The sequence below is a fragment of the Granulicella sp. L56 genome (genome assembly GCF_009765835.1).
Classification (GTDB): domain Bacteria; phylum Acidobacteriota; class Terriglobia; order Terriglobales; family Acidobacteriaceae; genus Edaphobacter.
This window is the reverse complement of sequence record NZ_LMUS01000006.1, coordinates 912330-935048: the sequence shown is the minus strand read 5'-3', so window position 1 is coordinate 935048 and position 22719 is coordinate 912330. Positions and strand designations below refer to the sequence as shown.

The window sequence follows — 22719 nt, the reverse complement described above, 5'->3', positions numbered from 1 at the left end:
ACCTCAGGCAGACTCGTACATTATCGGTTACGAGTCTACCCGGAGGCACCTTGCTCTGTCATTCCTGTTGGATATGCACTGTCCGGCGCTTATAGCGTTATTGCTGGGAAGTGGTTCTGCCATCAAAGAGTTGAAACTCCCGGATCGCGGCAGTTCCAGAGGTCGAAATAAGGTTGAGACGTACCCGCTGCGTCGTGCAGGCGGGAAAGATGTCGATCTTTTTGTGGCCAATGGCCTGAGCGTGCGCCAACGGTTTCCACGCGCCGTTCTGCCAGGCTTCGATGGAGTACTCCTCGACATGCTGACCATCGTTGAGCCTCTCCATGGTGACGGCGCGGTCGAAGGTAACTGGCTTGTCGAAGCGGACTTCAAGAGTGCCGTGCAGTGGTGGTGCAACCCAGAAGGTGTCAGGGTTGTTATCGAGTGCATCATGCTCGGCAGCGACGTCTGTGCCGATGGCGTGACTCTGCTCGGAGACAAGATTGTGACCGTAGATGCGATGGACAGCCGCGCCGAACTCGTGCAGGCGTTGGACATCGGCTGCGGGAAGCTGGCCGGTGTTGTCGGGCGCGAGGCCGAGCATGAGTTGAGCGCCGCGGCCCACGGTATTGGTGTAGATATCGAGCAGATCGTCCACCGAGCGGAGGGTGGCCTCGTCGTTGGGGTGCCAGAACCAATGTCCGCGATGCAGCGGCGTATCCGACTCTACCGGGCGCCAGCGAAGATAGCCGGAACGGTCGATGACGTTCCAGTTCTCGAAGAGGACCTTGCCGTTTTCGTTGCCGACCCAGCGGAGGTCTGCGTTTTTGTAGAGACCTACATCTGCGAAGACCATGGTGTTTGGCTGATAGGTGCGCAGCTCGGTGATGATGCTGTCGAAGTCGTAGGTGCGTCCGGTGCTGCCTGCGCCATCGAGCCAGAACTCCGTGAGCGGTCCATAGTTCGTGGCTAGCTCATCGAGTTGTGCGAGGTAATACTTGTCGTAGGCTTTGGGGTCCGGGTAGCGCTTGTCGTGGCGGTCCCATGGAGAGAGATAGACGCCGAAGCCGAGGCCTGCTTTGTGTGCGGAGTCGGAGGCCATGCGGACGAGGTCTCCCTTGCCGTTGAGCCAGGGACTGTTTTTGACGCTGTAATCGGTCTGCTCAGTAGGCCAGAGAGCGAAGCCGTCGTGATGCTTCGACACCATCACTGCGTACCTGGCTCCGCCCGCTTTGGCGGCTTCCATCCACTGGTCGGTATCGACGTGGGTGGGGTTGAAGACTGAAGGTGAGGCGGTGCCGTCACCCCACTCGCGGTTGAGGAAGGTGTTGGTGCCGAAGTGGATGATGACGCCGATCTCGAGATCCTGCCACTGCACTTGTGCGGGGCTGGGCTTGATATCGACGAAGTTCTGCGCCATGGACGAAAGTGGCGCGAGGCAAGAGAGGGCCGCTATCGCGTGGCAGAGGATGGACTGTCTGCCACGCAGTGTGCGGGGTTGTATGAAAGAGGCTTTGCCTCGCGCTGACTGAAAAACCTCAGACATTGATACCTCTATTTCTATATTGCTATTCCTGTACTGCGTTGACCAGTGAACTGAGCGGATCGATGAAGACAAAACGCACAACTGCCGATGGCTTCTTCGCTGCCTCGATCTGAGCCAGTGCGTTCGTCTTCCAACCTGCGGGGGCTTTTGCTCCTGATGAGAGGAAGTGAATCGCATCCGTCGCAGTCTTTGCAAGTTCGGGGAGTTGCTGTGCGCGTTCTTGTGCTTCGGCGAGCCGTGGTGAGCTTTGCATCTGCTTCTCTACTGTGGGCACGGAGTTGGTGACGGTCTCAAACCAGTGAGTCAGAGCAGCCGCATCGGCGGTGTCGGACTGGGGTGACTTGAGGAAGCTTTCGGTAAGATGGGCGATCTTGTAGCGCGACGGCGGATCGGGACGGACTGCATCGACGAAGCGGTCGAGGACGGTAAGCTGCGAGGTCTTCTGCTGCTCGTAGCGCTCGCCAAAGCTGACGGGCTCAAATGCGGAGGCGAAGATGCGAAGCTGATTGATGCTCTGCGTTCCGGCGAGATCGCGCAGGCTGGCGTCTTCCTGCGTGATGTGCTGGAGGCCGAGGCCTTCGAGCTGGATGGAGACGACGTTCAGGCGACGGTACATATCGTCCACGTTGGTGACATCTTCCGGAGACCAGAAGCGTTCGGCGATGGCTGCTGTGCGAGGCCAGGTGCGAGAGTCGACTATGCCTGCGTCGATCTGTTCGCCCCACATGCAGATCTCTCCGCCGAGGACGAGCTTGCGCTGCTGCGGTGTAAGAGGAGAGCTTGATGGCAGCGGATCGGCGAGGTAATGCGTGCCCGCGGACTTCATTCCGTCGAGGTAGTAGGGTGCGGAGAGAATGCCCTGAAAGCCCTGTTCTGCTCCCTGAGCCAGCGAGGCTTCGCCGCGCCAGGACTGAATCACGACATCTTTAGGAAGGGCGGGGTTGAGGATCTCGTCCCAGCCGACCATGTGCTTGTGCAGGCCGGTGAGGATCTTCAGCACGCGCGTATTGAAGTATGCCTGAAGCGCGGCGTTGTCCTTGAGATTGTGCGTCTTCTTGAAGGCCACGATGCGGGGATTTGTCTTCCAGTCGGGAGCGGGTGTTTCGTCGCCGCCGATGTGCATATAAGGATCGGGGAAGATGGTGGCCATCTCGCCAAGGAAGCGCGCGATGAACTGATAGGTCTCTTCGCGCGTAGGATCGAGAGCATAGTCAGAGACGCCGAAATCGCGGCGGACAGCGGTGGGAGGGGTGCCGCTGGAGAGTTTGGGATAAGCAACTTGCCACGCGGTGCTGTGGCCGGGCATCTCAAGCTCGGGGACGACGCGGATGCCGCGGGCGCGAGCGTAGCTGACGAGGTCGCGAGCGTCCTGCTGGGTGTAGAAGAGGCCGTCGGAGCCGATATCAGTCAGCCGTGGGTAAAGCTTGCTCTCGATGCGGAAGCCCTGGTCTTCGGTGAGGTGCCAATGGAAGACGTTGAGCTTGACGGCTGCCATTCCGTCGATGGTGCGCTTGAGGACGTCCATCGGCTCGAAGTGGCGTCCGCAATCGATCATCAGGCCGCGCCAGGGGAAACGAGGAGAGTCGTTGATCGTGACGATGGGAAGGACATAGTCGCTGCCAGAAGGCTGGACGAGCTGGACGAGAGTTTCGAGGCCGTGCATGGCTCCGACTACTGTTGCAGCCTCGATGTGCGCGCCCGTGGAATTGACGGAAAGGGTATATGATTCGTTCTCGTCTACGGACTGGATCGCTTCGCCTGCGCCTTGAACATCGACGGTCAGTGGAGCATCGGTTCCGGCGGAGACTGGCTCGACCGACAAGGGAAGGCCGGTCTTCTGCCGCAATTGAAGCACGGCGCGGTGGATGGCACCGTCGAGACGAGGATCATTGAAGTGGGTTGTGACGGCATGGAACTGCGCGTTGAGCACAAAGCTGCCGGAAGATGTTTGCAGACTGGCCGGCTGCGGCATCAGATTATTGGCGAAGGTCTCGCTGGAGGGTGCCGTCTGGCTGAACGAGATGGAAGAAGTCAGGATAATGGCGGCGATAGGCAGAAAAGACTTTGTCCAACAACAGATCTTCATGAATACCTCTTTGCAGTCAAGCCTAACGTATCTTTTTAGAACTTAACCTATCTTTTTGTAAAATAATATCCCGGATAAAGTTATGTTTTGATCGCGGAGGTAGATACTGGATCACGGGTGCGGTTATGCCGCTGGCGGTAACTGAGTGAGATCTGTCCACCGAAGAAGTGCGATGCGAGAAAATCCCTGCCTTACATGAAAGTTGATCAAGTCAAAAAAAGGTTTTGCGAGATCTTATATTGGATGATTGATTATCGTCGGGCCGTCTTGAAGTCGTATTCGACCGATATTCGATTGATGTTTGCTTCATCAGTTTCTTCTAGCGTATCTTGGGTTTGAACAAGGTTTAAAAACGGTTTTTTCTCGCCAGCTTAGTAAGCGCGCGCTGTTTATTCTTCGATATGCCGCAGCAAAGATGAGAGGTCAGGACGCTCGTGGGTCGCAGAGCATTACAAATCGGCTTTCTAGCCAGTAATTGTTTTTTTATGCTGGTTCCTTCTGCGTTTGGGTTATCTCCTGCTGGCGTCGCTGCTCACCGATTTGCGATGGTTGGAATGTTTATACATTCTCCGTCATACTTTGCGCAAAGCTCGACCAGTATCTTCTCTCCTGCGGGGACGCCGTCGCATTGGATCTTCACGCTCTCGATGTTCGTGCTGAGCATTACCGGCCTGATTTTTCTGATTGTTGCCGGTCTGTTGACCTATGCGCTAATTCGCTATCGGCACCGCAACCTGCTGACCTATAACGAGCCGACACAGATCTATGGCAGTAATCAGATTGAGCTTGCCTGGACTGTCATTCCGGCGCTGATCGTCGTCATGCTCTTTCTTACGGCATCGCGCGTGATTCTGGCTACCCAGGATGCGAAGAAGCCGACTGACGCGGTCGATGTAGTCGTGGTGGGCCATCAGTTCTGGTGGGAGTACCGCTATCCCAAGCTGGGCATTGTTACCGCCAACGAGTTGCATGTGCCGGTGAGCGATCCCGCGCATCCGACGCCGACGTATCTTGAGATGTCGTCAGCCGATCTTGATCACAGCTTCTGGGTCCCGCGCCTTGCGGGCAAGATGGACCTGATTCCCAATCGCGTAAACACCATGTGGATTGACCCGGAGGCGCCTGGCCTTTATCTCGGACAGTGCGCACAGTATTGCGGCGTGCAGCACGCCAAGATGCTGTTGCGGGTCTATGCAGATACGCCACAGGAGTTTGCGGCCTGGGTAGCGCAACAGCAGAAGCCTGCCGTTGAAGATCCCGCGGTTGCAGAGGGACGCGCGGTGTTTCTGCACAACGCCTGCGTCAACTGCCATACGGTCACGGGCACGCCGGCCAATGGACGCTTCGGCCCTGACCTGACGCATCTGGCCAGCCGCGACACGATTGCTTCGGGTGCGGTTGAGAACAATCCAGACAATTTGAAGAAGTGGATCGATAACCCGGACACGTTCAAGCCCGGCGCGTTGATGCCTCCTATGCATTTGAACGATCACGATCTGAACGCGATCACAGCGTACCTGACGACGCTTCATTAATCGGCAGATCACCCAGGCAGCCCGGATTGAAGCTCGCTGGCCTGATGGACTGAAGAAAGGAAACGATGGCTGATTCCGTGTCTGGCCTCTCATCGGTGGAAGCAATTGATCTGACGCCGGTTGAAAAACCGCGGCAATTATTCCTTGAGGTGCTTTACGACTGGGTGACCACGGTCGATCACAAAAAGATCGGCCTGATGTACATTGCCTACTCGCTGACCTTCCTGGTGATCGGGGGAATCGAAGCGATCGTCATGCGGATTCAGCTTGCTGTGCCGCATAACACCTTTGTCTCGCCAGAAGTTTTCAATCGGATGTTCACGCTGCATGGGACCACGATGGTCTTCTTCGTGGGCATGCCGATTCTGTTTGGATTTGGAAACTATCTTGTCCCGCTGATGATCGGTGCGCGCGACATGGCGTTTCCGCGCTTGAATGCCTTCAGCTTCTGGATCTCTGCATTTGGCGGATTTTTGCTGTACTACAGCTTTATCGGTGGGTCGGGTCTTTATGGAGCGGGAAGCGCCCCCGATGTGGGATGGTTCGCGTATGCTCCGCTGACGGCGAAGGTGTTCTCGCCCGGGCACAGCACAGATTACTGGACGCTGAGCATTTTGTTGAGCGGCATCGGAAGCATCGGCACGGCGCTCAACATCGTCGTCACGATTATCTGCATGCGCTGCCCCGGCATGAAGCTGAACCGGATGCCGTTGTTGTCATGGCTTTATCTGGTGACGGGGAGCATGGTTTTTATCGCGGTCAGCCCGCTGACGGCGGCGCAGATTATGCTGATGCTCGACCGCTACGTTGGCTCGCACTTCTTCGACACTCAAGCAGGCGGCTCGGCTATTCTGTGGATGCATTTTTTCTGGATCTTCGGGCATCCTGAGGTCTATATCCTCGTGCTGCCTGCCTTTGCTTTTGCCAATGAGATCATCCCGGTGTTCTCGCGCAAGGCAATCTTCGGATACCCGGCGATGGTGGCTGCTTCGGTAGGCATCGGCTTTATCAGCCTGAGCGTGTGGGCGCACCACATGTTCGCCGTCGGCATGGGCGCTGGTGCCAATGTCTTCTTCGTGTTTTCGACGATGATTATCTCAGTGCCAACCGGGATCAAGATCTTCAACTGGCTGGCGACGATCTGGGGCGGCAAGATCCGCTTTGCCTCTCCGATGCTGTTCAGCGTTGGCTTCCTGTTCCAGTTCCTCATCGCCGGATTGACCGGCATCATGCTTTCAGTTGCGCCATTCGACTGGCAGCTTACCGGCTCCTATTTTGTGGTGGCCCACTTCCATTACGTTCTGGTCGGCGCAATTCTGTTTATGATCTTCGCCGCCTTCTACTACTGGTATCCGAAGGCGACGGGCCGCATGATGAGCGAGCGCCTGGGAAAATGGCACTTCTGGCTGATGGTCATCGGGTTTCACATGACGTTTGACTTCATGCACATCCCCGGTCTGCTGGGTATGCCGCGCCGTATTTATACCTACGAGCCGGGCCGCGGATGGGAGATATGGAACCTGATCGTCAGCGTCGGTGCGGTCATTCAGGCTATCGCCACGCTGATCTTCGTCTACAACCTGGTCCATTCGTATTACAAGGGAGAGGTTGCGGGCAACGATCCCTGGGATGCGTGGACGCTCGAATGGTCGACTGCTTCGCCGCCGCCTTCCTATAACTTCGCTACGACACCGATCGTCCATAGCCGCCGTCCACTCTGGGATATCAAGCATCCGGAAGACCCTGACTGGAACTACGAATGAGAGATTATCGATGAGTACGATTCCTATTACTCCCGACCCGTCCGACGAGCCGTGGATCCTGCCTGACCGCGGTACGATCGGCATGGCCTGCCTGATCATTGCGGAATCGGCGATCTTCGTCATCTTCGTGGTCGCGTACATCTTCTACATGGGGCAAAGCCTCAGTGGTCCCACTCCGCGGCAGGTGCTCGAGTTGCCGATCTTCACCACGATCTGCCTGCTGTCGAGCAGCTTTACGCTGCACTGGGCGGTAGTGGCGCTGCGAAAGAGTAAGCTGGGCGCGTTCAATGCGTGGCTTGCGACGACGGTAGTTCTCGGCGCTATCTTCCTTATCGGAACCGGCATGGAGTGGTATCACCTGATCTATGTCGATGGCCTGACGATCCAGACGAACCTCTTCGGCACGACGTTCTATTCGCTGGTGGGGCTGCACGCGACCCACGTCATCGTCGGTCTGCTGATGCTGATTGCCGCTTTGATTTTTGGCCTGACCGGGCATGTGACTGAGAAGCATGCGCATCGCATGGACGTGCTCTCGCTCTACTGGCACTTCGTCGATGCGGTTTGGGTCATTGTGTTCACGGTTGTGTATGTTCTCGGACGGTAAAGACTTTGCATAGGTTCAATAACGCTGGAAAGGCACTCGATGTCAGTCGCTGAATCGGAACACGGACAAGACCATAAGGGAGTCGTGAATCTGCCGACGCCTACCTCGTGGCCCATCGTTCTCTCGCTCGGTATTACGCTGCTGCTGTCGGGACTTGTGACCAACTGGGTCATCAGCCTGCTCGGCGTGGTGTTGATGCTGATGTCGACGGTCGGCTGGTTCCGCCAGGTATTGCCGCATGAGCAGCACGTAGGCGTGCCTGTCACCACGCGGATCGAGACCATCACCTCGCGCCGCATCAACGTCATCCGCATTCCTCTCAGCGAGGACCACAGGCAGGTTCTGCCGTACGAGACCTACACCATGATGGCTGGGGTGAAGGGCGGAATCGCCGGTGGTATCGCAATGGTTGTGCCTGCGACGCTTTATGGCCTCATCCGCTATCACAGCCTCTGGTATTCGATGAACCTGCTGGCTGCGGGCGGATTTGTGAGCTGGGCCAATGCGAGCAACGCATTCCTCTCGGCATTTCATCCAGAGGGTCTGCTCGCGGCTTTGGCTATTCACATCGTTACGTCGTTGCTGGTAGGGCTGCTCTACGGCGCGATGCTTCCCATGTTTCCGTGGAAGCCGATCTTTACGGCAGGCTTCGCGGCTCCCTTTCTGTGGACAGGAATTCTTTACAGCGCGCTTGGCGTCATCAGCCCGATTCTCGATCAACGTATCGACTGGCTATGGTTTGTGGTCTCGCAGATTACGTTCGGGCTGGTCTGCGGCTTCGTCGTAAACCTTCAGGTGCAGGTGCGGACCGAGCAGTTCCGCTCGCTGCCATTCACGCTGCGCGCCGGACTCGAAGGCGCTCACAAGAGAGAAGGGGAGGACGAATAGTGAAGGCGCAGACTCTCTTCTCTTTAGTTGCTTTTTCGTTGTTGACCTTCGCCAGCTTTGGCTGCAATAGCGCTCCTGGGCGTCCCAAGGCCGAGCCGGAGGTTCCACGTCCGGACGAGATACACGATTTTGCCGTGCTCTATAAACAGAATTGCGCAGCCTGCCATGGCGAGAGCGGGCGCCAAGGCATTGCCGCCTCTCTAGCCAATCCCGAGTATCTCTCGCTTGCGGGAGAAGACACGCTGCTTCGCATTACGGCGAAGGGCATTCCCGGTACTCTGATGCCGCCCTTCGCGCAGAGCGCCGGAGGCATGTTGACCGACCAGCAGGTTCACGATCTGGTGAACGGCATGATCAGTCAGTGGGGTAAACCAGATACACTCGCGGGACAAACCCTCCCGTCATATACAGCAACCAGTACTGGCGATGTTCAGCAGGGACAGCAGGCTTTCACGACCTACTGTGCGAGCTGCCACGGTGCTGATGGAACCGGGTTGAAGGGTAAAGACGCAGCCGCGCACACCAGCCGCGGGTCTATTGTCGATCCTTCTTACCTGGCGCTGGTGAGCGATCAGAATCTGCGGACGACAACGATTGTCGGGTTGCCAGGGCAGGGAATGCCTGACTGGCGCGGTGACGTTTCTTCCCATGCGATGACCGATAAGGAAGTGACGGACATCGTGGCGTGGCTGGCGTCGCACCGGACGCAGTTTCCCGGTCAACAATATCCCGCGGCAGCGCCTACAGCACAGCATCAGTAGTAACTGGTAAGACGGAGACACAGATGAGCGAACACGATAGTACCGGCAATTTGAGTCCGGAAGAGAACAAATTGCAGAGCGAGCCGAAGAACGGACCGAAAGACCATTCCCGCCGGGTCTTCCTCTTCAAAATGTCCCTGCTGGTCAATGGCGCCGTCGGTGTCGTGCTTGCTGTGCCCATCGTGCGATATCTATTGGGGCCAATGATTCAGAAGAAGAGCTCCTATCATTCTTGGATCGCGCTTGGGAATGTCGACGATTTTCCTGAAGGCGAGACGAGGTTGGCAGACTATCGAAATCCATCGACCACCCCATGGGATGGCGATACCGGCAAGGTAGCCTGCTGGGTGCGCAGGAAATCGGGCAATCAGTTCCAGGTCTTTGCGATCAACTGCGCTCATCTTGGGTGCCCGGTGCGATGGTTCGCGGAGTCGAAGCTCTTCCTCTGCCCCTGCCACGGCGGCGCTTACTACGAAGACGGATCGCGTGCTGCCGGGCCGCCGGAGCGTGGCCTCTTCGAATACAAATATAGATTAGCTGGAGCCAAATTGATGATTAATGCGGGCGAACTGCCGACACTCTCCACACCGGCCAGCGCGCAGAATGCCAACTTTGTTCCACTGGATAAAATCGGGCGTGCAACATGGCAGAGCTAAATAAAAAAGGTCTGCAGAAGGCCGGCATCGAAGTGTACGAGTGGTTCGAGCATCGTCTCGGCCTTGTGAAGCCAGCCGTCGAAGCGGCAGTGCATCCGGTGCCCGCGAGTGCAGCGAGTTGGTGGTACGTCTTTGGCAGCGCGGCGACAGTGTTGTTCGTTCTGCAGATCATGACCGGCATCCTGCTGGCGCTGGTTTACACGCCGTCGGCGAACCATGCCTGGAGCAGCCTTCAGTTCCTTAATAACAATGTGGAGCTGGGCTGGTTCCTGCGCGCGTTGCACGGATGGGGCTCCGACTTCATGATCGCCATCGTGCTCATCCACATGGTGCAGGTCTTCATGTTCGGGGCATACAAATTTCCCCGTGAGCTTACCTGGATCATTGGTGTGCTGCTTCTGCTTCTGACTTTGGGCATGGCCTTCACTGGACAGGTGCTGCGCTTCGATCAGGACGCTTACTGGGGTCTTGGCATCGGCGCATCGATTATGAGCCGCGTGCCTGTCATCGGCGCTCCTCTCGTGCATTTCCTGCTGGGCGGTCCGATCATCGGCAGCGCTACGCTCTCGCGGTTCTTTACACTGCACGTCTTCGTTATTCCGGGTCTTCTGCTGGCTGGCGTTGCGCTCCATCTGTTGATGGTGTTGCGGCTCGGAATTAATGAGTGGCCGATGCCCGGGCGCATCGTTCGCAAAGCCACTTATGAAGCGGAGTATCACGCGCTGACGGAAAAAGAGGGAATCGCCTTTGTGCCGGATGGTGCGTGGAAGGATGCGATCTTTGCCGCTGCCATCATTCTTTCGGTAATGGCATGTGCCTTCTTCTTCGGTCCGTTCGGCCCCACCGGTCAGCCTGATCCCACCATTATTCAGACGACGCCGAAGCCGGATGGCCCGTTCCTCTGGCTCTTTGCCGTGCTTTCCCTGTTGCCGCCCGAGATGGAGACGCCGATCATCCTGATTGCGCCGGTGCTCATCATTGGAGCGATGCTGCTGCTGCCTCTGGTGGCAGGCGAAGGCGAAAAGCACTGGAGCCGCCGTCCGGTTGCCGTGCTGATGGTCTCAGTGATCGCTGTCTCGCTCGGTGTCTTTACCCGCCTCGGCGTCACGACTCCGTGGAGCCCGGTGATGAATGCGTGGAGCAGCGATACCGTTCCTCAGAAGTACATCCATGACCGGACGCCGCTGGAGCGGGAGGGCGCACTCGTCTTTCAAAATAAGCAGTGCCGCAACTGCCACGAGGTTGGCGGCCAAGGCGGACAGCGAGGACCCGAACTTGACTCTGTTGCTACGCGACTGACGGAAGATCAACTGGTGCGTCAGGTGTTGCAGGGCGGCGGCAACATGCCGGCCTACGGCAATGCGCTCAGTCCCGCGGAGACCACGGCGCTGGTCGCTTTTCTGAAGACATTGAAGGGTAACGATCTCAGGCCAGCGCAGGACGCTTCACGGGCTCTGATGGGAGAGAATCCTCCAGAGACAACTGTTCCCGGCGAAAAGAAGCCGTCGGGACAATCGCACCTGTCCGAAAAATCGCCGGTGCAGGAGAAGCGATAGAAATGCCGTTGCATGGCCGCTGATATCCAATCGACCTTCGATGCATGGGAGCCTTCCTGGTTCCTCTCGACGATGGTGGTGCTCACTTCCATCGTGTATTTTCGAGGATGGCTGGCAATTCGCAGGACACGGCCAACGCAATTTCCAACATGGAGACTGTGGAGCTTTCTGTTGGCGATGGCAACACTCTGGTTTGCCATCGGATCGCCCATGGACGCGTTCGCGGATGCGATGCTCAGCGCGCACATGATCGAGCATCTGTTGTTGATGTCGGTCGTTCCGCCGCTGGCCCTACTGGGTAATCCAACAGTGCCGTTGCTGCGTGGTCTACCTCGTCCTGTACTGCGTTATGTGCTTGGTCCGCTACTGCGAAATCGTCCGTTGCGAAGGTTCACGCACTGGCTTACTCGTCTTCGCGTCGCATGGCTGGTCATGAATCTGATCTTTTTGGCGTGGCACGTTCCCGGCGCTTACGACTATGCCCTGGAGCACGAGAACTGGCACATCTTCGAGCACATGTGCTTTTTATCTGCATCGTTGATCTTCTGGTGGCCGATTGTCAGGCCGTGGCCTACCGGCAGCCGCGCCTATAACTGGGGAGTGATTCTATATCTTCTGTCGGCGGATGTGGTGAACACCGGGCTCTCGGCATTCCTTGCCTTCTGCACGCGGCCTATGTATTCGTACTATTTGACGGAGCCCAATCCTTTCCACCTCACGCCGCTTGCCGATCAGGTGCTGGGTGCGGTCATCATGTGGGTTATGGGTTCGCTCTTCTTTTTGGTGCCCGCCATGTACATCACACACAAGCTCATCAAGCCGGAACGTTCCCGCTCGTACAGCCAATACAGCGCCTAGCCGTCTAGTTCAAGACCGGCAGCACAGACTTGCCTGATGTCTCTGGCTGCGATTCCTCGAAGTGCTTGCGAATTCGCTCGGCGGTGGCGGCGTTGACTACGGCAGTCAATGCATCCGGCCCTGCCTGTTTGATTCCGTGTACGCTGCCAAAGTGTTCGAGCAGGCGTTGCCGGGTTCTCGGGCCTACTCCTGGAATCGCCAGCAGCTCGCTATCGCGGTCGCGCATCTCCCGCCGTTTGCGATGGTAGGTGACGGCGAACCGGTGGCTCTCATCGCGAATCTTCTGCATCAGGTGCAGGACCGGAGAGCGGCGGTCCAGCACCACAGGCTCATTCTCCTGTCCGTAGACATAGATAATCTCCTCGCGCTTCGCAATTGACGCGAGCGGTTGTAGCGTGATGCCAATCTCTTCCAGCGCGGCATACGCCGCATGAAGCTGTCCAAGTCCACCGTCAATCAGGATGAGTGATGGGAACGGCTTCTTGTCCTCCTGTAACCGCTTGTAGCGCCGCTGAATCACCTCGCGCATACTCGCAAAGTCGTCGACGCCGCTCACCGTTTTTACCTGGAACTTGCGATAGTCGGACTTCTTCATGGCGCCGTCTTCCCACACCACCATGGAAGCTACCGTCTCCGCGCCTTGAATGTGCGAGATATCGAAGCACTCGATTCGGCGCGGCAGTTCTTCCAGCGTCAGCGCATCCTGCAATGCCTCCTGAATCGCCTTCATACCGGGTTGCAACACGCGAAACCGCTGATCGTAGGATTGCTTCGCGTTCTGGCACACCAGATCGACGAGTGACCGCTTTTCTCCACGCTGCGGCACCAGAATCTCGACACGCTTTCCTGTTCGCTCTGACAGCATTTCGCCAAGCACCACGCGGTCGGGAAATTCGACTGGCACAAAGACCGATCGCGGAACATAATTCTGGTCGAGATAAAGCTGCTTCAGCAGGGCAGAGAAGAAGACCGATGGATTGAATGCAGCGCCCAACTCCGATACCGGCGCATGTTGCAACATCTCCGCACCCTCGCCAATCTCCGGCGCTGTCACTGCTGGATCCGGTTCAATCCGCGACAGCATCTCGATCTCATTCTTCTCTGCGCTGTGCTCATTCAGCGTCTCCGACAGGACTTCCGGCAGGTCTTCCCAGAAGAAGTCGCGCCGGTCGACGATCTTGCCTCCACGCATATGAAAGAGATTTACCGCGAGCATCTCGTTCTCGTAGTGATAGCCGAAGACATCTGCATCTTCATTGTCGGTCGTCGCCATTCGCTGCTTGTCGTTCATCTGATGAACGGTCACGATCTGGTCGCGTAGTCTACCGGCCAGCTCAAACTGCTCCGCTTCGGCTGCTTCTTCCATGCGCCGCGTCAGCGATTGCTCCAACTCATCGGTTCGCCCTTCGAGAAAGAGCTGCACATCGCGGATGGTCTCTTTATAGGCTTCAGGTGTGGTGAGTCCTTCGACGCAAGGCCCGAGGCATCGCTTGATGTAGTACTGCAGGCACGCTCGCGGATGGTAGCGTGACAGGTCAACCTTGCAACTGGGAATAAGAAAGCTGCGATGAATTAAATCCACCAGCCGGTACGCCAGGTTGCCGGGAAAGTAAGGGCCGAAGTACGCCGAGCCATCCTTTTTCAAACGGCGTGTCACAAAGACCTTGGGATGTCGGTCGTGGAGCGTCAGTTTGATATAGGGATAGGTCTTGTCATCGCGCAGAAGGATATTGAATCGGGGCTTCTTCTGTTTGATGAGGTTGTTTTCGAGCGCGAGGGCCTCATGCTCGTTGGCGACCGTGATGTACTCCACATCGACGGCCTCGCGCATCAGCGAGCCGGTCTTCGCATTTGCCTGCGAAGCTTCCAGAAAGTACGACCGCACCCGCGCCCGCAGGTTCTTCGCCTTGCCGACGTAGATCACCTCGCCCTCGGCGTTCTTATAGAGGTAGCAGCCGGGCTGGGTAGGGATGGTCCGAATTTTCTGGTAAAGATCCATGGAATTTCAGCTTCGCGTCTCAGTGTAGACGCTCAAAGCCGCGGCGACTTCCACACAGATCAACTCAGTAGATTTGACGCATCTTTGAATCAAAAGTTCCCGATCTTTGATCTCCGCCGCATAGCTTAAGTTATCAGGCGGCTTGTATTCTATTGAAAATAAGCGGCTTAGATCTTTGGTTATTTGGCAAGAGAATTGCTTTCAACTACTGTGTTGAAGATTGCCATCAACACACAGGAGATGAAACCAATGAGCTCCAATATGCGATCAGATAGCACTGAGATGAAGATCAGATCTGCCTGCACCGTTTTTTTCGCCAGCGCCTTCGTCGTTGCCTGCACCGTGGGGTGCTCCAGCAAGAACTACGTTCGTTCTCAGGCCGCGCCTCTTATTCAACAGACCAACGAACTCGACGCCAAAACAGCCGCTGACCATCGCAATATCGTCGACACCGACGAGCGAGCCCAGAAAGGCATCGCGGGAGCCCAGACCGCTGCCGACACCGCCAACCAGCACGCCGTTGCAGCCGGTCAGTCCGCTGACACGGCCAACCAGTCAGCACAGGAAGCCTACAACCGCGTCGATAGCCTCACCGGTGTAGTTGCCAACCTGGATAACTACAAGCCGTTGTCGGATTTAGATGTCACCTTCCGTTTCGACAAGTCAACCTTGACTTCATCGGACAAGAAGAAGCTCGATGACTTCGCTTCGAATCTCACCAGCGCTCGTGGCTACATTCTTGAAGTTACGGGTGGCACCGACTCTACCGGCGACGCGAACTACAACTATCAACTCAGCCAGCGCCGCGCGGATGCAGTCGTAAACTACCTCGCTGCGAAGTACAACATTCCGCCGCATAAGTTCTATCTGATCGGCATCGGCAAAGATCAGGCAGTTGCCAGCAATCAAACAGCGGCAGGACGTGCACAGAATCGTCGCGTCAACATCAAGCTGATGTCTAACGCGGCAAATAGTCCTGCTGCACCTGCCGCAGGCGCAGCTACAACAAACCCGAACGGTCAGTTGTAGTTATTCGTAGCTGCATTCAAAAAAAATACATTATGACGCGCCTGCTACCAGTAGCAGGCGCGTTGCCGTTTGAATCTCTGAACTTCAAGTCAACAATCCCCAGCAGGCGGCAGGTCGCGATTACCCATAAGTTGCGGACAGGTGACCACATCGAAATCGGGTAAAGTGAAGGCTATGGCAGAGTCCACTTCAGAAGAAGCCGTCCCCACCAATGCCGAGGCCATCGCCGAATCCATCGCCATCATGGCGCGTCTGCGCGGCCCTGATGGCTGCCCCTGGGACCGCGAACAGACCTTCGACACCATCAAGCGCCACACGCTCGAAGAGACCTACGAGGTCTTCGATGCCATCGAGCGCCGCGCATGGCCCGACCTAAAGGACGAACTTGGGGATCTTCTTCTACAGGTCCTCTTTTACGCGCAGATGGCTGCTGAGGTGGGCTACTTCACCATCGAAGACGTGGCTGCAAATCTAAACGCCAAGCTCATCCGCCGCCACCCGCATGTCTTCGGCGATCTCGAAGCCACTGACTCCAACGCTGTTCTTCGTAACTGGGAGCAGGTCAAGCGCGAAGAAAAGGCAGGAAAAGCAAAAACGCAGTCTTCACTGCTGGATGAGATTCCACGCACGATGCCAGCAATGCTGGAGGCATCGAAGCTAGGCTCGCGCGCGGCCAAGGTGGGCTTCGACTGGCCCAATGCAGACGGCCTCTTCGACAAGCTGCAAGAGGAGATCGCCGAACTGCAAGCGGAGCTATCGAACGGCGAGCAGCCCGCAACTCCAGCGGCAGAAGAAGAGCTCGGGGACCTGCTCTTCACGGCCGTTAACCTTGCGCGCCATCTAAAGATCGATCCTGAATCTGCCCTCCGCTCCTGCAATGCGAAATTCCGGCGTCGCTTTGCCGCAATGGAATCGGCAGCAGGCAACGCGGATGCTCTGGCGGCGCTTACGCCGCCGCAGCTCGAAGAACTATGGAGCCACGCAAAGAGCAAATCGCCGAAGCCATGAGTACAGGCCCATATCGTGATATTCGCATTGCGCCGCTTGCCACTCTCGAAGAGTTCGAGCGTTGCGTTGTGCTGCAACTGGAGACGTGGGGCTACAGCGACGGGGATGTCGTTCCTCGGCGCATCTTCATGGTGGCGCATCGCATTGGTGGCCAGGTCATCGGCGCCTTCGACGGAGACATCATCATCGGCTTCGCCATGTCGCTGCCCGGCTTCCGCGATGGCCATGCCTATCTCCACTCGCACATGCTGGCCGTCCTTCCGGCATATCGCAATGCCGGTTTGGGACGTCGCCTTAAACTCGCCCAGCGTGATGACGCCCTCGCCCGCGGCTTTGACCTGATGGAGTGGACGTTCGATCCGCTGGAGATCAAGAACGCCTACCTCAATATCGCTCGACTGGGCGCCATCGTACGCCGCTACCAACCGGACTTCTACGGGCCATCGTCGTCCCCGTTGCAAGGCGGCTTGCCGACGGATAGGCTATACGCGGAGTGGTGGCTGCGCTCCCCGCGAGTGAATGGACTGCTGCACGGAGAAGCACCACACCTCAAAGTTCTCGAACGCATCATTGTCCCGTATGCCATCTACCAATGGAAGCAGGACGCTCAGCAGCGGAACCTGGCACAGTCATTGCAAATCCAAAACAGGGCGGAGTTCCAGGCAGCGTTCCATCGCGGACTTGCCGTCATCGGCTACGAGCGGGACGCCGAAGGCAATGGCACATTTCTTCTTGGTCAATGGGACGAGGCTCCACGAGTATGAAGATTTGACAAGAAATTTATGTGAGCGAACTCGGCACTCTAAATTGCAGTTCGACATCCTCGAAAGACAGGAGAGACCATGTTCAAGATCGATGCCATCCACCTGCGTGAGATTAATATGCCGCTGGCCCATCCATTCGAGACCAGCTTCGGCCTCACTACGGCACGCCGCATTCTTCTAATCGAGATCGAATCCGATGGTCGCACCGCATGGGGCGAGTGCGTCGCCGGTGAGCATCCCTACTTCAGCGACGAGATGATCGACACCGCGTGGATCATTACTGAGACAGAGCTGGCACCACGCCTGCTCGATGTCGAGCTGCAGGGCGGCGGCAGTTGTCCCGGTCTCTTTCGACAGGTTCGTGGACACCGCATGGCTAAGGCAGCGCTTGAAAACGCTGTCTGGGATTTAGAGGCGCAGATCGAACAGGTTTCACTGGCACAGCTTCTCGGCGGCACGCGCTCTATCATCGCTTGCGGTGTCTCCATCGGCATCCAACCCACTATCGACCAGCTTATGGAGAAAATTGCTATCGAGCTTGCGGCTGGATATCAGCGCATCAAGCTTAAGTGCAAGCCCGGCTGGGATACGCAGATCTTCGAGGCGGTCCGTGCCCGTTGGCCTGATATCAGGCTAAGCTGCGACGCAAACTCTGCCTATCGCATGAAAGATTTCGACCACCTCGCCAGTTGGGACCAGTTCAATCTGCTTATGATCGAGCAGCCTCTCTGGTACGACGACTTCTACTTCCACTCCATGCTGCAAAAGCGCATCAAGACCGCAATCTGCCTCGACGAATCCATTCGCAACCGTCGCGACGCTCTCGCCGCAATCGATATGCAATCGTGCCGCATCCTCAATATCAAGGTCGGCCGCGTCGGCGGTTTCAGCGAGGCAATCGCCGTCCACAACGTTGCCGAGGAGCGCGGCATTCCTGTCTGGTGCGGCGGCATGTTGGAGACTGGAATCGGCCGTGCACACAATATCGCGCTCTCTTCGTTGCCTAACTTCTCTTTACCCGGCGACGTCTCCGCCTCCAGCCGCTACTGGTCGCAGGACATCATTGAGCCTGCGGTTACGGTGAGCAAAAAAGGCGAGATCGTGGTCCCAACCACTATAGGCATGGGATACGCTGTGCAGCGCGATCGCATCGAGGCACTGACAGTGCGCCGCCAAACGCTTCGAGCCAGGGCTCGTGTGCTTGCCTGAGAAGTAATTGACAAGAAGGTTCGAGGATTTACTTCTTAGGCAGCGGAGTGTCCAGCAGCATTCGTATTGCTTCCTGGTAGGGGATAGGCCCGGGCAAGGTCTGGAACGACCCTGCTTCGACATCGGAGTGAACATGAATCGTCTTCACCATCAGGGCACGCACACTGACATCCTCTTTGAACTTGGTGAAAATCCATCGGTTGTTTCCGGCATTTTCCTGATCCAACAGAAGATGCCCCCCAGGATAGATATGCGCCAGCATTCCCCATCCGAAGTTGACAGGGCGAAAGATCGTTCCTTCCATGCGAACGACCTGATGGCTCCTGGCGTCGATCCATACGCGACCTTCGAGTCCCGTCAGCGCCTGGGCGGGCGTACTGGGGGGCGAGAACTTTGGATTGGGCTTGTAGTCCAGCACGACCTCTATCCCGCCATTCTTGCCTGTCTGCGGCTGCCCCGGCGCATAGGTGTAGATCATGGCGTCCGGCATCAAACGTATTAGCTGGTCGGCCAGCTTCCGGCCCTCGCCATCGTTCTTAACGTGCTTGAAGTAATCCGATGGCGACGCGATCATATCATTCAAGCGTTGCCGTTCCGCTTTGTCTTCATCTTCGGTCAGTGGCCGTCCATCCCTCAGAATCAATCTTGCGACAGTGCCGTCTTTGCTCTCGATGACATCGCGAATCTGATCGCCTTTCATGTCGATGACGTGCATTTGGTAGCGCAGATAAGAGTTTGGATGATGAAGGGCAGTCAGCTCATTTGTCGCAGCAGCCACTACCCATGAGCGTGGAGATTCCGCTAATAGGTTTACCGAGCTATCCGTTTTGTTTGCGGGCACGCTTTGCGCGGTCACCCACGGTCCTGTAAGGCAGGCACACAGCCCTAAGGCTCCTGCCATCAACCAGCGACCTGTCAACAAGCGTTCCCTCGGAATCTGCGGCTCCAGCGCATGAAATGAAATATCGTCACCACCCTCCACCGCATCGCTTGTCAAACTTCACTCCTGGTTCTACTTCTAGTTCGCCGCAGCCGTTCAGGCTATCCTAAGTCAGACGTATAAAGCCCTTGCAAAGTTTACTCGGTTTGCCTCATAACAAGCGCTTGGGTATAGTTCGGGCAAGACATACTTGCAGCAGACAGCGTCACGAGGAGAGCAAAATCGAATGAAGCCAGCAGAAGGTTCCACCGTTATCGGTAAGTCAGTCGTGGTTCGCGGAGATATCTCCGGCCAGGAAGACCTCTATCTGGACTGCGACATTGAAGGTAGCATCACCCTTTCTGAAAATCGGTTGACCATCGGTCCAGATGCGCGCATCGTCGCCGACGTCATCGTGCGCGATCTGATCGTCTTCGGCAGGCTTACCGGCAATGTCCAGGCCACAGGGCGCGTCGACCTGCGCCAGTCGGCGTCTCTTACGGGAGATATCGTCGCGGGTAGGCTTTCTATCGAAGAGAGTGCCATACTCAAGGGGCGCGTCGAACTGAAGCCGGGTGCGGGTCAACCTGCTTCTACGTCGCAAACGGCTTCGGCTCCTGCCGCGACTTCGCCAGAAACTCTCGTCCTGCAGCCGAAGGCCTAAGAGAAGGGAAGCGGGCACATGCGCAATCTCTTTAGCAGCGATAGCTCAAGCAGCGCCAAGGGTGCTGGGGGCAACCGCGTCCCCCGCCATTCCAGCGGATGGAAGGAGTTGCTCAAGCATCTGAGCACGCAGGAATCGCTGCGCGTCCTCGATATCGGTCCCACGTCCTCCACCAACATCAACTACATCACCAGTCTTGGCCACAGCATCTATATGGCGAATCTGGTCGAAGAGGCTGCGAAGCCAGAGTGGGTCGTCCCCGCTGAAGGGGACAAGGTCGCTGGCTTCAACGTGGAAGGTTTCCTTAAGTCCAATCTCAATTTTTCCGGACGCATGTTCGATGTAGTAATCCTCTGGGACACGGCGGATTACCTACCCGAGCCTCTGCTCGCGCCAGTGTTCGCGCGTATTCACGAGGTGTTACAGCCCGGCGGCCTTATGCTGGCATTCTTCCATGCAGCGCCGGATGCGGAGGCGTCTTTCAACCGCTACCATCTCACAGACACTGACGTCATCGAGATGCAGCGTGCAGGAAACTATCCGCTGCTCAACGTCTACAGCAACCGAAAGATTGAAAACATGCTGAGCGAATTTAGTAACTTTCGCTTCTTCCTCGCGAAAGACAGTCTTCGCGAAGTCATCATTACCCGCTAATAGTCAATTAGCAAAGGTAAAGCGCAAGCACGGTTGTCACAGTGCTTGCGCTTTTTCTATAAAGCCTAAGGAGTTAGCCCTTGGCGTTCTGCTTGCGCCGTTCCGCCCAACGCTTTTTCATGGCATCGGCGATGCGCTTGCGGCCTTCGGGGCTCAGCTTGCGCTTACGCGCTGGTGCCTTCTTCGGTGCTACTGCTGCTGCCTTGACAGCAACCTTGCGTCCTTTGGGACGGCCCGGGCCCTTGGTTGCGACCTGCGTCGTTCCAGCGAGCAGCGTACGGGCCTGCTGCAACTTCGATATCTGCGCATCAATCTCAGCGATAATTCGGCTTACTTCCACTTGTTACCTCCTGTGGGCATCGAATAAATCCAATCACTAGATCCAGTAGTAGCTATAACTCGAATGTCTACAATGCCATCTTTGACGATACAGAAGTAGCTACTGGCTTGCAAATAATTGTAAGTCTGATTTTTATCTGCATACCTTTTTGGGAGATCTAACTCGATAACATTCATCGTTGAAAATAAGACTCATCGCAACCAGCAGTTTTGAATGTTAGACTTCATCTGCGATGCGACAAATTCCTCTGCGGCTCTGGTTGATGGCCGTACTCTCCGGCATCCTTCAGGTGCTGCCCTTTCCTATCGCCGGACCCACGCCGCTCTGGCGAACCGCTTTCTGCTGGATCGCGCTTCTTCCACTTCTATGGGCGCTGCTCGCGAACGATAAAGCTGGCGCTCCACTCAAATTCCATCAGGGAGCGGCCCTCGGCTATCTCTGCGGCTTTGTCTGGTATCTCGGTAACTGCTACTGGATCTATCAGACGATGTATCTCTACGGTGGCCTGGCCAAACCTATCGCCGCAGGTATCCTTGTTCTCTTCTGCTTGTATCTCGGTCTCTATCACGCACTCTTCGCGGCGCTCGTTACTGCCTTCCATCGCCGCTTCGGGCGTCAGGCCACACTCCTTCTAATACCGTTCGCCTGGATCGCGGTCGAGTTAGCCCGCGCACGCATCACCGGCTTTCCCTGGGACCAGCTAGGCATTGCTCAGGTAGATAACTCACTCCTTACTCGGCTCGCGCCGATCGCTGGTGCCTATGGCCTGTCCTTCGTCATCGTGGCAGTCAATGCCCTCTGGCTCATTCGTATCCGTGTTCGGGACCGGCGATTTACTCGTCCAGCACTTACCATCACCGGTGTAGTCATCATTTTGCTTTACGTCGCTGCGCTGCATCGCTTTCACACGCCTACTTACTCTGAAACAACTGCCAAAGCCACGCTGCTACAGGAGAATCTCGCGGTAGGTGCGGAGAGAACTGGCCCAGAGCCATCCGTCGAGCAACTTATCGATTCTTTCTCGCAACTTAGCCTCCATCCTCCGCGCAATCGCTGTAATGGAATCCCCGAACTCCCTTCCACTACCTGCATCGTCTTCGAAGTTCCCCCGCAATCTGCACAGCAAACGATGCCGCCAACGCCAACGAACCTTATCGTGTGGCCCGAAGCTCCTGCGCCCTTTGTTGAGGACGATCCACGCTTCCGCATTGGCATGTCCTCGCTCGCACGCGCGGCCAATGCGCCGGTCATCGTAGACGACTTAGGCGTCGGCCGTAGCTCCGACCCCACTGCCTCGAAGTCATTCGATCGCTTCAACTCTGCGTCGTTTCTTACACCCGACGGCGTCTTCGCTGGCCGCTACGACAAGATGCATTTGGTCCCCTTCGGCGAATACGTTCCCTTCAAATCCCTGCTCTTCTTCGCCGGAAACTTACTCGCTGAAGCAGGAGACTTATCGGCAGGCACCCACCGCACGGTCTTCACCTACGACGGTCACCATTACGGCACCTTCATCTGCTATGAGTCCACCTTCGCCGACGAGATCCGCCTCTTCGTGCTCAAAGGCGCAGATGTCCTCGTCAACATCTCCGACGATGGCTGGTATGGCGATACCAGCGCGCCATGGCAGCACCTCAACATGGTCCGCATGCGCGCCATCGAAAACCATCGCTGGGTGCTTCGCTCCACCAACACCGGCGTCACCGCTGTTATCGATCCCTATGGTCGAGTTACAGCCTCCGCGCCGCGCCATATCCGCACTGCTCTTCACGCTGGCTTCGGCTACGAGCACGACATTACCTTCTACACCGCGCATGGCGATCTCTTCGCCTATCTCTGCGCTCTTATCACTACGCTGGCATTCGTTTATAGCTTCAGGCGAAAAATCAACTAAACTT

General features: G+C 56.7%; 20 protein-coding genes. 15 read left to right on the top strand and 5 right to left on the bottom strand.

Translation table 11 applies throughout. The features are described from left to right. Positions 1–97: 97 nt before the first annotated feature. Both GSQ81_RS11900 and GSQ81_RS11895 read right to left on the bottom strand, forming a co-directional pair. Entirely contained in the window at positions 98–1525 is a 1428-nt protein-coding gene (locus tag GSQ81_RS11900) for an alpha-L-fucosidase (protein ID WP_158910954.1), read from the bottom strand. Positions 1526–1547: 22 nt separating this feature from the next. Further along, on the bottom strand, positions 1548–3611 hold the full coding sequence (locus GSQ81_RS11895) for a beta-N-acetylhexosaminidase (RefSeq protein WP_158910953.1): 2064 nt from the start codon (positions 3609–3611) through the stop codon (positions 1548–1550). A 554-nt stretch (positions 3612–4165) separates the two neighbouring features. Between GSQ81_RS11895 and coxB the strand changes: the two genes are divergently transcribed. The 8 genes from coxB to GSQ81_RS11855 all read left to right on the top strand — a co-directional run bounded on the left by coxB (position 4166) and on the right by GSQ81_RS11855 (position 12235). Further along, entirely contained in the window at positions 4166–5146 is a 981-nt protein-coding gene (gene coxB, locus GSQ81_RS11890; protein ID WP_254060145.1) for a cytochrome c oxidase subunit II, read from the top strand. A gap of 65 nt (positions 5147–5211) precedes the next feature. Beyond that, positions 5212–6909 (top strand): cytochrome c oxidase subunit I, encoded by a 1698-nt coding sequence (gene ctaD, locus GSQ81_RS11885; protein WP_158910951.1) that lies wholly within the window; start codon positions 5212–5214, stop codon positions 6907–6909. 10 nt (positions 6910–6919) lie between these two features. Then, on the top strand, positions 6920–7516 hold the full coding sequence (locus GSQ81_RS11880; RefSeq protein ID WP_158910950.1) for a heme-copper oxidase subunit III: 597 nt from the start codon (positions 6920–6922) through the stop codon (positions 7514–7516). A 39-nt stretch (positions 7517–7555) separates the two neighbouring features. Continuing rightward, positions 7556–8404, top strand: a complete 849-nt coding sequence (locus GSQ81_RS11875) for a hypothetical protein (RefSeq protein ID WP_158910949.1) — start codon at positions 7556–7558, stop codon at positions 8402–8404. Further along, the gene (locus tag GSQ81_RS11870) at positions 8404–9165 is read left to right on the top strand and encodes a c-type cytochrome (RefSeq protein ID WP_158910948.1); all 762 of its coding nucleotides are present in this window, start codon (positions 8404–8406) and stop codon (positions 9163–9165) included. Before GSQ81_RS11875 ends, GSQ81_RS11870 begins: the two co-directional genes overlap by 1 nt. Positions 9166–9188: 23 nt before the next feature. Then, complete coding sequence (locus GSQ81_RS11865) at positions 9189–9821, top strand: ubiquinol-cytochrome c reductase iron-sulfur subunit (protein ID WP_158910947.1); 633 nt, start codon at positions 9189–9191, stop codon at positions 9819–9821. After that, complete coding sequence (locus GSQ81_RS11860) at positions 9809–11377, top strand: cytochrome b N-terminal domain-containing protein (protein WP_158910946.1); 1569 nt, start codon at positions 9809–9811, stop codon at positions 11375–11377. Before GSQ81_RS11865 ends, GSQ81_RS11860 begins: the two co-directional genes overlap by 13 nt. Positions 11378–11389: 12 nt before the next feature. Then, the gene (locus GSQ81_RS11855) at positions 11390–12235 is read left to right on the top strand and encodes a cytochrome c oxidase assembly protein (RefSeq protein WP_158910945.1); all 846 of its coding nucleotides are present in this window, start codon (positions 11390–11392) and stop codon (positions 12233–12235) included. Positions 12236–12239: 4 nt separating this feature from the next. On the opposite strand, the gene uvrC is transcribed toward GSQ81_RS11855, so the two are convergent. After that, positions 12240–14234, bottom strand: a complete 1995-nt coding sequence (uvrC, locus tag GSQ81_RS11850) for an excinuclease ABC subunit UvrC (protein WP_158910944.1) — start codon at positions 14232–14234, stop codon at positions 12240–12242. Positions 14235–14516: 282 nt separating this feature from the next. Here uvrC and GSQ81_RS11845 point away from each other — a divergent pair, with 282 nt between their 5' ends. From GSQ81_RS11845 to menC, 4 genes are all read left to right on the top strand, one after another. After that, positions 14517–15263, top strand: coding sequence for an OmpA family protein (locus GSQ81_RS11845; RefSeq protein WP_254060144.1), 747 nt, complete (start codon positions 14517–14519; stop codon positions 15261–15263). A gap of 174 nt (positions 15264–15437) precedes the next feature. After that, the gene (mazG, locus tag GSQ81_RS11840) at positions 15438–16271 is read left to right on the top strand and encodes a nucleoside triphosphate pyrophosphohydrolase (RefSeq protein ID WP_158910942.1); all 834 of its coding nucleotides are present in this window, start codon (positions 15438–15440) and stop codon (positions 16269–16271) included. Continuing rightward, positions 16268–17035 carry a GNAT family N-acetyltransferase gene (locus tag GSQ81_RS11835; RefSeq protein WP_158910941.1) on the top strand — a complete coding sequence of 256 codons (768 nt, stop codon included), beginning with the start codon at positions 16268–16270 and terminating at the stop codon, positions 17033–17035. Before mazG ends, GSQ81_RS11835 begins: the two co-directional genes overlap by 4 nt. Positions 17036–17113: 78 nt before the next feature. Then, complete coding sequence (gene menC / locus GSQ81_RS11830; protein ID WP_158910940.1) at positions 17114–18244, top strand: o-succinylbenzoate synthase; 1131 nt, start codon at positions 17114–17116, stop codon at positions 18242–18244. A 28-nt stretch (positions 18245–18272) separates the two neighbouring features. On the opposite strand, the gene GSQ81_RS11825 is transcribed toward menC, so the two are convergent. After that, positions 18273–19241 carry a hypothetical protein gene (locus GSQ81_RS11825; protein WP_158910939.1) on the bottom strand — a complete coding sequence of 323 codons (969 nt, stop codon included), beginning with the start codon at positions 19239–19241 and terminating at the stop codon, positions 18273–18275. Between the two features lie 169 nt (positions 19242–19410). Here GSQ81_RS11825 and GSQ81_RS11820 point away from each other — a divergent pair, with 169 nt between their 5' ends. Next, positions 19411–19827, top strand: a complete 417-nt coding sequence (locus tag GSQ81_RS11820; RefSeq protein ID WP_158910938.1) for a polymer-forming cytoskeletal protein — start codon at positions 19411–19413, stop codon at positions 19825–19827. An 18-nt stretch (positions 19828–19845) separates the two neighbouring features. After that, positions 19846–20481 carry a class I SAM-dependent methyltransferase gene (locus GSQ81_RS11815; protein WP_158910937.1) on the top strand — a complete coding sequence of 212 codons (636 nt, stop codon included), beginning with the start codon at positions 19846–19848 and terminating at the stop codon, positions 20479–20481. A gap of 73 nt (positions 20482–20554) precedes the next feature. Here the strand turns inward: GSQ81_RS11815 and GSQ81_RS11810 are convergent, their stop codons facing one another. Continuing rightward, positions 20555–20821, bottom strand: coding sequence for a hypothetical protein (locus tag GSQ81_RS11810; RefSeq protein WP_158910936.1), 267 nt, complete (start codon positions 20819–20821; stop codon positions 20555–20557). Positions 20822–21053: 232 nt separating this feature from the next. Between GSQ81_RS11810 and lnt the strand changes: the two genes are divergently transcribed. Further along, complete coding sequence (gene lnt, locus GSQ81_RS11805; RefSeq protein WP_254060143.1) at positions 21054–22715, top strand: apolipoprotein N-acyltransferase; 1662 nt, start codon at positions 21054–21056, stop codon at positions 22713–22715. Positions 22716–22719: the final 4 nt, after the last annotated feature.